Genomic DNA, 12,477 nt, shown 5'->3' on the forward strand with positions numbered 1-12,477 from the left:
GGCCTGACCTGCTTCATCGCCGAGAAGGAGCCGGGCGCGCCGGAGAACCCGGGGCTGATCGTGCCGCCCAAGATCAAGAAGCTCGGCTATAAGGGCGTCGAGTCCACCGAGCTGGTCTTCGACGGCTACCGCTGCCCCGCCGACATGATCCTCGGCGGCGAGCAAGCCGGCCTGAACAAGGGCTTTGCGCAGATGATGGACGCGTTGGAGGTGGGGCGTGTCAACGTCGCCGCGCGTGGGGTCGGGATCGCGCAGCGCGCGTTGGAGCTGGGCTTGAGGTACGCGCAACAGCGGCGGGCGTTCGGCAAGCCGATCGCCGAGCATCAGGCGATCCAGTTCAAGCTCGCCGACATGGCGACCAAGGTCGAGGCCGCGCGCTTGTTGATGCTCAAGGCCGCGCGGATGAAAGACGCCGGCCAGCGCTCAGACGTCGAGGCCGGGATGGCCAAGCTGTTCGCCTCAGAGACCGGCAAGGAAGTCGTCGAGGACGCCTTCCGCATCCACGGCGGCTACGGCTACTCCAAGGAATACGAGATCGAACGCCTCTACCGCGACGCGCCACTGCTACTGATCGGCGAAGGCACCTCAGAGATCCAACGCATGGTCATCGGCCGCAAACTGATCGAGCGGAACCGCATATGACAGCCGTCGCGAGCCACGATCTCGACGCGCTGCTGGAAGCGCATCGCTCGGACGAGCGCCGGCTTCCCGGCCCTGCCGAGAGCCGCTACACGCGCGAAGAGATCATCGAAGCGATCCAGCGCTGGAACACCGAGCACGGCGAGCCGCCCAAGGTCTTCGACTGGGACCCATCCTGGGCCCGCCGCCGTGACCAGGCCTGGCGCGCCGAACGCTTTGAGCGCGGCGACTGGCCGACGATCGCCATCGTCCGCCGCCAGTTCGGCAACCTCAGCAAGGCCATCTTCGCCGCGGGCCTGCGCCCCCGCCGCGGCCCCGCCCGCGGCCGCTCGCACCTCCTCACCGACGAGCAACTCCTCGACGCCATCCGCGAATGGACCAAGCTCTACGGGGAGCCGCCGGCGACCGCCGACTGGGCACCCGCGCGAGCCCGCAGCCACGGCCAGACCTGGCGCCTCGACCGCTACTACGCCGGCGACTGGCCCAGCACCAACACCGTGATCCGGCGCTTCGGCACCTTCTCCGAAGCGATCCGGCTCGCCGGCCTCGATCCCCGCCCCCGCGGCCGCCATACGACCGCCCAATCCACGATCGACAGAGGCGCCCGCGAAGTCATCGAGAGATCCCTCAACTCCGGGAATCTCACGAGTGGACCCACGCAACTCGCCGCGAACGTCCGCGCCGTGGCCGAGGCCCGCAGCCAAGCCGACATCGTCCTCCTGCGCAGCTCGCTGATCGAGCTCGCCGCGTCCGCCCTGTCATGGGCTGACATCATCGACAAAGCGAGCCGCCCACTCGCCGCGTGAGTCGAGTCGGGCGTCGCACTCCTACGACGCCGGCCTGCGGATCAGGCGCGTTTGACCTTGCGCAGCGTCCAGGTGCCCCGGATGTGCTCCTGCATCGCCGCGGCGACGCCGTCCGCGTCTCGCTTGAGCAACTGTTCGTAGATCGCGACATGCCCCGCGTGCGCCTGCCGGATGTCACGTTCGTCGGCGTGAGGTGAGTACCGGGTGCTCGCCCGCGCGTGCGGGTGGATCGCCCGGATGATGGAGCGACCGAGCCGATTCCCGGAGCAGCGCATGATGACGTCGTGATACCGGGTGTCCGTGTCCTGGTAGCGCGCGGCGTCCCGGAGCTGGTCGTGCAACTCGTCCAGCAGCGCTTTGAGCTCAGCCAGGTCGGCGTCGCTCATCAGACGGGCGGCCGCCCTGGCCATGTCGGATTCGAGCGCGGCACGCACGTCCACGAGCTCGTCGAGGACCGCCATCGTCTCGTCGGCCCGGATCGTCGCGTCGAGCACGATCGGGTCCAGAAGGTTCCACTCGTCAGGCGGGGTGATCGTCGTCCCGCGGCCCTGCCGGGCGCGCGCTAGGCCCTTCTCCTCGAGCGCCTTCATCGCTTCCCGGACGACGGAGCGGCTGACGTCGAACGAGCGGCAGAGCTCCGGCTCGGGTGGAAGCAGGCTGCCGGAGGGATAGGTACCGGAGACGATCTCGTCGACGAGGACGCTGATCACCACGACGCTCAAACGTGCCGGTCGCCCGGCAATCGATGTGGCCGACCACGCGGCGTCAGACGGCGAGAAATGGCTCACACGAGCAGGGTAGCAACGCCATCAGACGTCAGTTGACAGACTACAAACGTATGACGTATGCTGACTCGCATGCGGATCACCCACGTCGAGGCGTACGCGGTGCCGATTGCAGGGGTGAGCCCGACGTTCGCCTGGCGTCAGGGCCTGCGGGGCGCGCCACCGGATGGCGAAGGCGCGGTGCTGCGGATCGCCACCGACTCGGGCGCCGAGGGCGTCGCGCTGGCGCCACGGCGCGGGGCAGGGCGGATCCTCGGTGACATCGTGGACCGCGTCCTCCGCGACGAGCTGGTGGGCGCGGACGCGCTCGCGCGCGAGTGGCTGTGGCATCGCATGTGGGAGCTCGACCGCACCGAGGAGCTGCCGCTCTACGTCCTCGGCCTGGTCGACACCGCGCTGTGGGACCTCGCCGGTCGCGTCGCCGGACAGCCGACCTGGCAGCTCCTCGGCGGCTTTCGGCGGTCGATTCCGGCGTACGCGTCGACCGTGACGTTCGAAACGCTCGAGGAGTACCTCGACGTGATCACGCAGTGCCTCGAGCTGGGCTACCCCGCGATCAAGCTCCATGCCTGGGGTGATGCACGCGCCGACGCACACCTGTGCCGGCGCGTTCGTGAGCACGTCGGCCCCGACGTCGCGCTGATGTACGACGGGTCCGCCGGCTTCGACCTGCCCGATGCCGTGTATCTGGGGCACGCGCTCGGCGACGCCGACTACCTCTGGTACGAGGAGCCCATCCGCGAGTTCAGCGTCACCGCCTACAAATGGCTGAGCGAACGCGTGCGCGTGCCTCTGTGCGTCGCCGAGACCTCAGACGGCGTGCACTTGAACACGGCGGACTTCATCGTCAGCGGCGCCGCATCGTTCGTGCGCACGAGCGCCGAGCTGCGTGGCGGCATCACCGGTGCCATGCGGATCGCCCACCTCGCCGACGCCTTCCGGCTTCGCGCCGAGGTGCACGGGATGGGCAACTACTCGCAGCACCTCTGCATGGCGATCTCCAACACCACCTACTACGAGTCGCTCATCACGTCGACCGATGTCACCCGCGAAGCCGTGGTCGACGCGAATGGGCTCGTCCACGCTCCCTCGGGGATCGGGCTCGGCCTCCCGGCCGGGCCCGACTACCCGCCGGAGCTCCACCACCTGGTCATCGACGCCGCGATATCCGCGGCCATCTTGTAGCAGGAGAGGAGAGGCGTGAGGGTTGCACACGGATCCGCGCCGCGAGCGCACCTGTCGCGGCTGAGGCGGACCATCTTCATTTCGTTTGCCGTGTCAGGCGCGGCTGTGGCTGTTGCCGCCTGCGGGTCCAACAGCGATAGCAAGAGCAGTTCCACGTCGACGCAGGCGAGCACGGGGTCCAAGACCACGACCAAGCCTTCGGGTGACATCACCGTCTGGGTGGACTCCGTCCGCCTCCCGGCCGCGAAGGCGTACGTCGCGGAGCACCCCGACGTGCACGTGAAGATCGTCACCTACGACGGTGACGCCAACGGCGCGGCGACGCTGCAGACGAAGATCCAGCTGTGGAACCGGTCCGGCAAGGGCTGGCCCGACGTGATCTTCAGCGAGCAGGTCAACGACCCGGTCTGGATGGCCAAGAAGCCGTTCGAGTTCGCCCAGCCGGTCAAGGGCCTCATCGCCGACGACCTGCTGAGCAAGTGGCCGGCGCCGTCGACCGCCCAGTGCACGATCGATGGCACGCAGTACTGCGTCCAGGACAACCTCGCCCAGGTCGTGCTGTGGGTGAACGCGAAGCTGATGGACAAGTTCCACTACGACGTTCCGAAGACGTGGCAGGAGTGGGCCGCGCTGGGTCAGAAGGTGGCCCAGGAGCATCCCGGCTACATCGTCGGGAACATCGGGGACTCGTTCAGCCACTGGATCTACCTCTGGGGCGACCAGTGCCCGCTCCAGCAGTTGCGCGACGCGAAGCTGGTGATCAACGCCAAGGACGACCACTGCACGCGGATGGCCGGCCTGGTGGATCCTCTGATCAAGAACGGCGCCGTGCCGCCGCTGAGCGTCTTCACGCCGGACTTCGCCAAGAGGTACGGCGGCAAGGACGACAAGGTCCTGCTGATGCCCGGACCGGCGTGGTACGCGACGGCGCTGTTCAAGGACACGCTGCACATCCCCGCCAAGGAGATGACGACCTCGTCGGCCCTGCAGTGGGAGGCCGAGTCGCCGGTCACGACCGGACAGGTCGGCGGCGGCCCGTGGATCATCTCCAGGCACTCGAAGAACCTCCCGGCTGCTGCCGACTTCGTGACCTGGGCCACGACGTCGCACTTCCAGGACAACGCGCCGGGCTATCCGGCGTACGAGCCCGAGGCGGTCCGCTGGCTAGGGCATCTGGCCGAGAACCCCTACTTCGCGTCCGATCCGACGCCGGCGCTGAAGGACGGCGCGGGGCTCATCTGGCAGGGGTGGAACCTGGTCACCTACCCGGACCAGCCCGTGTGGTCCAACGCGGTCGTGACGAAGCTGGTCGCCGGCAAGTCGCTGAGCTCGCTGCTGCCGTCGCTCGGCGACAGCCTGGCTCAGGCGGCGCAGGCCGCCGGATACGAGGTCGAACGTGAGTGAGGTCGTGCGCTCGCCCGCTCAGACCCCGTCGTACGCGGAGGCCACGCGCATGCGTGGCCTCCGCGCCGCGCGGGGCTGGCCGTTCGTCCTGGCGTACCTGCCGTTCCTGGTCATGTTCGGCATCGCGCCGATGCTCTACGCGCTCAGGCTCGCCTTCACGAACGACGACGGCGCCTGGGTGGGCTTCGACAACTTCTCGCGGACGTTTCACGACTATCGCTTCGGGCCCGCGTTCGGGCACATCCTCCTGTACACGAGCCTGTGGCTCGTCACGCTCGTCGTGTTCGTCGTCGGGCTGGCGCTGCTGCTCCACGGCCGCGCGAACCGGGTCTCGGCGACCTACCGGTTCCTCTTCTACATCCCGGGCGCGCTCGCCGGGGCCGCGTCGGTCCTCGTCTGGCTGTTCATGCTCGACCCGTCGGTCAGCCCCGGCTCGTGGCTGGTGCACAACGTGCTGGGATCGCAGCTCTTCGTCGAGTCCATCGCCCCGGGGAAGCTGCCGTTCATCTTCGTGATGATCGCGTTCTGGACCGGCGCGGGCGGCTGGATCGTCGTCATGTACGGCGCGCTGAACACGATCCCGCAGGACCTCGAAGAGGCCGCGCGCATCGACGGCGCCGGCCCGATCGGGATCGCGCTGCGCCTGAAGCTGCCGCTGATGCGCAAGTGGATCGCCTACATGGCGATCCTGTCCTTCGCGACCGGCACGCAACTGTTCGTCGAGCCGCAGCTGGTCAATCAGGCAAGCCTCGGCCTCGTCCCCGACACCTGGTCGTCGAACCAGCTCGCCTACCAGATGGCCTTTCGGTACGCCGACTTCAACGGGGCCGCGGCGATCGCCGTCGACCTGCTCGCGATCGGCCTGCTCGCCGCCGTGGTGATCGTCACGCGGACCGGGCTCTTTAGAAGGGACGACTGATGCGCGTCGCGGCGCTCAGCGTGCGGGTCCTGGTTCTCACGGCGTTCGCCCTGTTCTTCGTGGCGCCGATGGTCTGGCTCCTCCTCGCGCCGACGAAGACCGACGGCGGGCTCGTCACGAGCGGCCCGTTCTCGTTCGGCAGCTTCCACCAGGTCGCCGAGGCATGGAGGCACCTCGACGCCTTCAGCGACCACATCTTCCGCAAGTGGGTCGGGAACTCGCTGCTGTACTCGTTCAGCGCGACGGCGATCGTCCTGCTGACGGCGATCCCCGCGGGCTACGGCCTCGCGTTCGGGGACTTCCCCGGCCGCAGGCTCGTACTCTCGCTGACGCTGATCGTGATGATCATGCCGGCGGCCGCGCTGGTGCTCCCGATCTTCCTCGAGCTCAACTCGCTGCACCTGATCGGCAACGCGCTCTCCGTGATCCTGCCGTTCTCGTTCTTCCCCTTCGGGGTGTACATCGCGTACATCTACTACTCGACCGCGCTGCCGCCCGATCTGCTGGACGCCGCGCGCATCGACGGCTGCGGCGAGTGGCTTGCCTTCTGGCGCGTCGCGCTCCCGCTCGCGAAGCCCATCGTCGCGCTCGTCTTCTTCTTCAGCTTCGTGGCCGACTGGAACAACTTCTTCCTGCCCTACACCGTCCTGGCCGACTCGGCGCAGTACCCGATTCAGGTCGGTCTTTCGGACCTGCTGTCATCGACACCGTCGTTCAATCCGGCGGTCGGCGGCGGCGGCCAGCAGGTCAACATCTTCCGGCCGGAACTGGCGCTCGCCACGCTGCTCGCGGTGGTCCCCGTTGCGATCGTGTTCGTGCTGTCACAGCGCGCGCTGGTGCGCGGGCTGGTCGGCGGGGCGGTGAAGGAGTGATCCATGGCTGACGTGGTGTTCGACGAGGTCTCGAAGCTGTTCGGCTCGGACACCCGGGCGGTCGACGGGCTGGACCTCACCATCGCCGACGGCGAGTTCATGGTGCTCGTCGGGCCGTCGGGTTGCGGCAAGACGACCGCGCTGCGTATGGTCGGCGGGCTCGAGCCGATCAGCGCGGGAACCATCAGCATCGGCGACCGCGTCGTCAACGGCCTCTCACCGAAGAGCCGTGACATCGCGATGGTGTTCCAGAGCTACGCGCTGTACCCACACCTGTCGGTGGCGGACAACATCGGCTTTGCCCTCAAGACCAAGCGCGTGCCCAAGGACGAGATCCGCAGGCGCGTCCTCGACACCGCGCGGATGCTGGATCTGGAGCCCTACCTCACGCGCAAGCCGCGCGCGCTGTCGGGCGGCCAACGCCAGCGTGTCGCGATGGGCCGCGCGATCATCCGTCAGCCACAGGCATTCCTGATGGACGAGCCGCTCTCGAACCTCGACGCGAAGCTCCGCGTCCAGATGCGAGCCGACATCAAGAAGCTCCAAGGCGAGCTCGACGTCACGACGATCTACGTCACCCACGACCAGATCGAGGCGATGACGATGGGCCATCGCGTCGCGGTCATGCGCAAGGGCCGGCTCCAGCAGGTCGCGCCGCCCGAAGAGCTCTACCACCAGCCCGTGAACGTGTTCGTCGCCGGATTCATCGGCAGCCCCGCGATGAACATGCTCGAGGCGACGGTGGAGCGCCACAACGGCGGCCTGCGGGTCACCGCAGGCGAGGCGCACATCGACCTCGCCGGCGAGCTGGTATCAGCGCGCCCTGGCCTGGCGGCGTACGAGCACCGCCCGATCGTCCTCGGCATCCGCCCCGAGCACCTCGAAGACGCCGCCTTCGCAGACGAGGCGCTCCCGCGCCTGCGCGGCCGCAGCGAGCTTCGCGAGGCCATCGGCTCCGAGACCCTCGTCCACTTCTCCGTCGCTGCCCGCCAGGCGGTCACCGACGACGTCCGTGAGCTCGCCCAGGACGTCGGCGACGACCGAACCCTCGACGAGCTGACGTCCGGCCCGCCGCCCACCGCGACGCTCGTCGGCCGCTTCGACCCCCGCACGCGTATCCGCGAAGGCGACACGATCGAAGTCTCGGTCGATGACAAGGGGCTCCACTTCTTCGACCCGGACTCCGGTCTCGCGATCACCTGAAGCCTGCCATCGCGGCAAACTCACACGCATCCGCCAGATCAAACCGCTCGGCCTCGTCGGAGATCGCCGACACGGCGACCGAGTCGACCTCGTACTGGTTGGAGGCGTCGCTCCACGTCGACGTCACGGCGGTCCGGACGCCGGTCGTGTCGCACGACGGTGCCGGCGAGGCGCGCTTCGCTGATCGTTCGCTTTCGCGGCGAGCGTGAATTCCGCGGGAGGTTTCAGCCCGTGAGAGCCTTCTCGGCGACGCCCTCCCAGGCCTCGTCGGCGGACATCCCGAGACCGAGTCGTTGGTGGGCCGTACGCACCACGACGGTCGTGTCGCGGCGCCGGCCGGTCGCGACGACCAGGTCTTCGACCGCGCGGCAGAAGTACTCGGCCTCCGTAGCTCGACGGCCATAGAGCACACAGCCGAACGTCGCCGGTCCGACGCGCGCGAGCACGTCCACGTGGTTCGCTTGGGCGGCGAGGCTGCGCGCGGCATCCTTGAGCACCAGCTCGGCGACGGCCTGGCCCATGCGCTCGGTCAGCGCGCGGAAGTTCGCGATCTTGACCAGCCCGACGAAGGTGCCGCCGTCGCCGCCGGCTGCCGCGCGCGCGTTCGCGGTCTCGAGCTCCTCGCGGAAGCGCGTGGCGTTGCTGAGGCCGCTGAGGCGGTCGCGCCACGAAAGCTCGCGCAGCGCCTGCTCCTGACGGTGCGGCTCGGCGCCGTGCTCCGAGCGCAGCGCCTCGGCGAGCAGCGCGCCGGCCTCGCGCAGTGGGTCCAGCGCCTCGGCGTGGATCCGCCCGCGGCCGAGCGCCGCGAGCGATACGGTCGCCATCGGCCGCGACGGCTCGCCGGCGAACGGCACGACCGCGTACGCCGGCACCCCGAGGCGCGCGGCCGCCGGCTCGACGGCGTCGGCCGAGGAGACCTGTGGCACGGTGCCCTCTGCGGCCGGCAGGTCGAAGCACTCGTCGAGCGGCAGCGTGGCGCCGCGGTAGAGCGCCGGGCTGTCCGCGCCGCCCACGTCGACGATCCGTAGGCGACCCGCGTCGCGATCGAGCAGCGCGACGTACGGCACGGTGCCGGGGATGCGCTCGGCGAGTGTGCGCAGCACGGCATGGGCGGTGCCGTCGAAGTCGTACGCACGGCGGATCGTCAGCGTCGGACGGCGCGCCCGGGCCGCCCACAGCACTGGGCCGTCGCCGTCCTCACCGAGGCCGTCCTCTTCCGCGTCCTCGGAGCTGCGCTCGGGGAGCGGGCCGGGACGCCCGATGTGGAAGCCGACGCCGTAGGTGACGCCGACACGCCGCAGCGCCGTGAGCTCGTCGGCGGTCTCGATCGCGTCGGCGATGACCCCTGCGCGAGGTTCCACCAGACGTCGTAGGCGAGCTCCTGCGGGCCGCGATCGTGTTCCCAGCGGCCGATCGGCTCGTAGCTGTCGTGGTCGAGCAGCAGGACGCCACCCGGCGCCCCGCCCGACACGCTGCCGAGCGCCGAGACGTAGATCCCGTCGAAGCCGTAGTGCACCGTGTGCAGGCGGCTGTAGCCAGTCTTGCGCGCCAGCTCCTCCGGCTCGATGACTTTCACGAGCTTCGGCCGCCACGGATCGTCCTTGACGTCGACCACGTAGATCCGCGAGCTCGCGAGGCCGGGCAGCAGCAGGTGCCGGCGCTCGACGTGCGGGTCAGGTGCCAACGGGCTCAGCGCCGATGAGCACGCGTTCCACCCAGCGTGGTGGAGCTGATCGCCGACGTTGGGCATGTCGAGCCGACCGACCGCGGTTCCGAACGTCGAGCTTCCCTCGCGCAGGTCGATCACCACGAGCGCGTCCGGCCACACGTCGCCCGCACGGCCCGTGTTGAACGTGACGACGTACGCGCACTCCTCCCGCGGCGCAGCGGCGGCGTCCGCCGGCGAGGGATAGAACGTGGCGTCGGGTTTGAAGGTCATCGGACGATGCCGTGGGCGCGCGCGAGATCGACGAGCGCCGCGCGGCCGGTCACCCCGAGCTTCCACTGCAGCCGCGCCCGGTGCCACTCGACGGTGCGGACACTGAGGACGAGTTTCTCCGCGATCTCGCGATTGGTGTGTCCCGCTGCGACCAGGGCCAGCACCTCGCGCTCGCGGGACGTGATGTCGAGCGGTACCCCATCCGTCGCGGCCTCGGGCTGGCGCGCCGACAAACGCGCGCCGAAGCCGACGAGATCCGCCATCGCCTGGGCAACGGCCTCATCGTTCGCACTGTGCGGGTGATCGGGACGCCGCCGGATCACCGCGATGTTGCCGACCGAGGAACCTGCGACCCGCATCGGAGCGACGATCACGCTCGCGATGCCGAACCGCCGCCCGTAGTCGGCCAGTTCCGGGCGGCCGACCACGACGACCTCCGGCGAGGTCTCCGAGAGCCGCAGCGCGCGCAGCGACTCGAGCACCCGGCGCGTGAAACCGCGGTCCGCTCGCCAGCGGTCGCCGCGCACAGGACGCAGGGCCTGCGCGACCTCGGGGTCTGGGTCAGCGAGGCCCAGGGGCCGGATCCAGCGCCGGTCGTCTGTCAGCAGCGAAGCGATGCACGTGTCGCCGAGGAACGCCGCCAGGCGCCAAGCTCCTTCCTCGAGCACTGCGTCGGGCTTGAGGTCGTTCAGCGCCATGTGCTCGAGCAGCGCCAGAACCGGCCTGGTCCGGTCGGGTTTCGGCGACAGCTCGAGGGGGGAGCCCATGATGTCCGCACGGCGACCATACCCCCATATGCCGGTCTTCGTTCATGGCCGCCGAAACAGCGCCGGTTGCCGAGCACGACCCACGCGCCAGGCGGGATGCACGTGGTCGAAACGTTTGCGCCAGTGTCGGCTCATTAGCCCGAGCTGGCGCGCGCGGCGCTGCGCAATGCCGCGGCGACGTCCTCAACAGCGGGCTCAGCGGGTCCGGGTGCCCAGACGAGCAACAGGCGGCGGCGTTCAGCGCTGGCGCCGGTGACACCGACCGAGCGGACGTCAGACGGGAGCGCCGGCAGCAGGACGTTGGGAATGGTCGTGATGGCGGCCCCTGAGGCGACCAGTCGGAGCTTGCTCAGCCAGTCCCGAGCGACGAACGGCGCGCGCGGGCGGACCGGCATTCCTGGCCACGCCCCGAGCCGGTGGTCGTCGCGCTCCTGGCGGGCGACGACCCAGCGCTCGCCGGCGAGCTCGTCGACATGCACGGTTCGCCGACCGGCAAACCGGTGGCTCGCACCGACCGCGATCCGCAGCTCGCCTTCGGACAGGTGCTCGACGGGCAGAGGTGGATCGCGCTGGTCGGGCGGGTGAAACGGGGGCACAGCGGCGAGCAGCGCGAGGTCGAGCGTCCCCGCCCGCAGCGCGCGGACGAGAGCGGCGCTGGTGGCCTCTCGCAGCGTGACTTCGATGCCGGGCAGCGATGCCAGAGCCGCGGGCACGATGCCGGCGAAGGCGCTTGCGAATGCGCCGACCCGGACCGGGCCAGGGCGGCCGCGGTTCGCGTCGTCATGGAGCTCGCGCTCCAACGCCCCGAAAGCGTCGAGCGCCGCGGCGGCGTGCCGGAGCACCACCTCGCCCGCGGCCGTGAGGCGCGCCCCCGTCCGCTGACGCGCGAACAGCCGGTGTCCGGTGGCGGTCTCCAGCGCGGCCACGCGCTTGGAGACCGCCGACTGCGTGTAGCCGAGCTCACTTGCGGCCGCGGTGAAGGAGCCACCCTGCGCAACCGCGCGCAGGACGGCGAGATCAACCGACGAGACATCCAGCATGCCAACTGGGAATGCTATCGATGAAGAAGAGTCGTACTTGGCATAGCTGCGCCCGTCTACCGTCGGCTGCGTGCCCACCGAAGAGATCACCGTCGAGACGCTCGACGCCAGCCGCATGCCCGCTTTCCTCGCCTGGCCGGAAAACGGCGCTGGCCCGTGGCCGGTCGCCCTCGTGCTGGGCGAGCTGTTCGGCCTCAACGACGTACAGCGCGACGTGGCGCAACGCGTGGCCGCGCTTGGTCACTTCGCGATCGCGCCGCACCTGCTCCACCGCCGAGCCCCCGGCGGGCCGCTCCCGGAAGACGAGGACGGCCGCGCCCGCGGCCTCGCCCTCGTCAAGGAGCTCACGCGCCTCGAGCTCCTCAGCGATGTCCGGGACGCGCTCATCGCGGCGCGGGCGCGGCAGCAGGCAGACGTCGCGACCGAGCCGGTCGCCGTCGGCCTGTCGTTCGGCGGACATGTCGCCGTGCTCGCCGCCTCGCGGCTGGGGCTCCGCGCCTGTGTCGCCATGTACGCCGGCTGGCTGGCTGACACCACAATCGCACCCTCGCGTCCACAACCCACCGGCAGTCTCCCGCTCACGGGATCGCTCCTGTTCCTGGTCGGCGACGCCGATCCGATGGTGCCGGCCTCCGATATCGAGGCGCTGCGGCGATGGCACCCGCAGGCCGCAATCGTGACCTACCGTGGCGTGGGGCACCGGTTCGCCTCGGTCGGCCGCCGCGGCTACGACGCCGACGCGGCGGCCGACGCCTGGACGCGCGTCGACGCGTTCCTCCAGCGGGCCGTCACCGAGGCCTCGGGCGTCACGCCGCGGTGAGAGAAACCCAGGAGTCGCCGACCTGACGCCGATCGCGCCGCGATCAGCCACTCGCGCTGCAGAGTGTCGAAACCGTCGAAGCCCGAGTGCCGTAGCCG

13 protein-coding genes are annotated in these 12,477 nt (G+C 69.8%); 8 read left to right on the top strand and 5 right to left on the bottom strand.

The features are described 5' to 3' along the window. On the top strand, nt 1–642 hold a 642-nt coding region (locus G569_RS0128245; RefSeq protein ID WP_028065920.1), incomplete at its 5' end, for an acyl-CoA dehydrogenase family protein. Further along, a complete protein-coding gene (locus G569_RS0128250) occupies nt 639–1,445 on the top strand; it encodes a homing endonuclease associated repeat-containing protein (protein ID WP_028065921.1) in 807 nt (268 codons plus the stop codon). The genes G569_RS0128245 and G569_RS0128250, both read left to right, overlap by 4 nt. Before the next feature lie 41 nt (nt 1,446–1,486). Here the strand turns inward: G569_RS0128250 and G569_RS0128255 are convergent, their stop codons facing one another. Then, entirely contained in the window at nt 1,487–2,158 is a 672-nt protein-coding gene (locus G569_RS0128255; RefSeq protein WP_169542263.1) for a FadR/GntR family transcriptional regulator, read from the bottom strand. A gap of 144 nt (nt 2,159–2,302) precedes the next feature. On the opposite strand from G569_RS0128255, the gene G569_RS52210 reads away from it, so the two are divergent. From G569_RS52210 to G569_RS0128280, 5 genes are all read left to right on the top strand, one after another. Continuing rightward, a complete protein-coding gene (locus G569_RS52210) occupies nt 2,303–3,415 on the top strand; it encodes an enolase C-terminal domain-like protein (protein ID WP_064750468.1) in 1,113 nt (370 codons plus the stop codon). Nucleotides 3,416–3,520: 105 nt separating this feature from the next. Then, a complete protein-coding gene (locus G569_RS0128265) occupies nt 3,521–4,819 on the top strand; it encodes an ABC transporter substrate-binding protein (protein ID WP_211233107.1) in 1,299 nt (432 codons plus the stop codon). Nucleotides 4,820–4,868: 49 nt separating this feature from the next. Beyond that, complete coding sequence (locus tag G569_RS0128270; RefSeq protein WP_028065924.1) at nt 4,869–5,738, top strand: carbohydrate ABC transporter permease; 870 nt, start codon at nt 4,869–4,871, stop codon at nt 5,736–5,738. Further along, complete coding sequence (locus tag G569_RS0128275; protein WP_028065925.1) at nt 5,738–6,610, top strand: carbohydrate ABC transporter permease; 873 nt, start codon at nt 5,738–5,740, stop codon at nt 6,608–6,610. The genes G569_RS0128270 and G569_RS0128275 overlap by 1 nt, the downstream gene beginning before the upstream one ends. 3 nt (nt 6,611–6,613) lie before the next feature. Further along, entirely contained in the window at nt 6,614–7,813 is a 1,200-nt protein-coding gene (locus G569_RS0128280) for an ABC transporter ATP-binding protein (RefSeq protein ID WP_028065926.1), read from the top strand. 224 nt (nt 7,814–8,037) lie between these two features. On the opposite strand, the gene G569_RS65590 is transcribed toward G569_RS0128280, so the two are convergent. The 4 genes from G569_RS65590 to G569_RS0128305 form a co-directional block, all read right to left on the bottom strand. Then, on the bottom strand, nt 8,038–8,637 hold the full coding sequence (locus G569_RS65590) for a GGDEF domain-containing protein (RefSeq protein ID WP_245602589.1): 600 nt from the start codon (nt 8,635–8,637) through the stop codon (nt 8,038–8,040). Nucleotides 8,638–8,957: 320 nt separating this feature from the next. Continuing rightward, on the bottom strand, nt 8,958–9,752 hold the full coding sequence (locus G569_RS65595) for a selenium-binding protein SBP56-related protein (protein WP_053227095.1): 795 nt from the start codon (nt 9,750–9,752) through the stop codon (nt 8,958–8,960). Then, the gene (locus tag G569_RS65600; protein ID WP_245602582.1) at nt 9,749–10,450 is read right to left on the bottom strand and encodes a LuxR C-terminal-related transcriptional regulator; all 702 of its coding nucleotides are present in this window, start codon (nt 10,448–10,450) and stop codon (nt 9,749–9,751) included. The genes G569_RS65595 and G569_RS65600 overlap by 4 nt, the downstream gene beginning before the upstream one ends. Before the next feature lie 203 nt (nt 10,451–10,653). Next, nucleotides 10,654–11,676, bottom strand: coding sequence for a LysR family transcriptional regulator (locus G569_RS0128305; protein WP_211233109.1), 1,023 nt, complete (start codon nt 11,674–11,676; stop codon nt 10,654–10,656). Here G569_RS0128305 and G569_RS52225 point away from each other — a divergent pair. Further along, nucleotides 11,630–12,379 (top strand): dienelactone hydrolase family protein, encoded by a 750-nt coding sequence (locus tag G569_RS52225; protein WP_053227096.1) that lies wholly within the window; start codon nt 11,630–11,632, stop codon nt 12,377–12,379. The two genes, G569_RS0128305 and G569_RS52225, sit on opposite strands and share 47 nt — an antisense overlap. Nucleotides 12,380–12,477: the final 98 nt, after the last annotated feature.

The sequence above is a fragment of the Solirubrobacter soli DSM 22325 genome, assembly GCF_000423665.1.
In the GTDB taxonomy this organism is placed as follows: domain Bacteria; phylum Actinomycetota; class Thermoleophilia; order Solirubrobacterales; family Solirubrobacteraceae; genus Solirubrobacter; species Solirubrobacter soli.

What these genes read in the sequence shown, in the direction of transcription:
- G569_RS0128305 (WP_211233109.1), bottom strand. Translation starts at nt 11,676, where the DNA reads ATGCGGCTGGCGTCGAGCGTCTCGACGGTGATCTCTTCGGTGGGCACG.
- G569_RS65600 (WP_245602582.1), bottom strand. Translation starts at nt 10,450, where the DNA reads ATGGCGCTGAACGACCTCAAGCCCGACGCAGTGCTCGAGGAAGGAGCT.
- G569_RS0128280 (WP_028065926.1), top strand. Translation starts at nt 6,614, where the DNA reads ATGGCTGACGTGGTGTTCGACGAGGTCTCGAAGCTGTTCGGCTCGGAC.
- G569_RS52210 (WP_064750468.1), top strand. Translation starts at nt 2,303, where the DNA reads ATGCGGATCACCCACGTCGAGGCGTACGCGGTGCCGATTGCAGGGGTG.
- G569_RS65595 (WP_053227095.1), bottom strand. Translation starts at nt 9,752, where the DNA reads ATGACCTTCAAACCCGACGCCACGTTCTATCCCTCGCCGGCGGACGCC.
- G569_RS0128250 (WP_028065921.1), top strand. Translation starts at nt 639, where the DNA reads ATGACAGCCGTCGCGAGCCACGATCTCGACGCGCTGCTGGAAGCGCAT.
- G569_RS0128270 (WP_028065924.1), top strand. Translation starts at nt 4,869, where the DNA reads ATGCGTGGCCTCCGCGCCGCGCGGGGCTGGCCGTTCGTCCTGGCGTAC.
- G569_RS0128275 (WP_028065925.1), top strand. Translation starts at nt 5,738, where the DNA reads ATGCGCGTCGCGGCGCTCAGCGTGCGGGTCCTGGTTCTCACGGCGTTC.
- G569_RS65590 (WP_245602589.1), bottom strand. Translation starts at nt 8,637, where the DNA reads ATGGCGACCGTATCGCTCGCGGCGCTCGGCCGCGGGCGGATCCACGCC.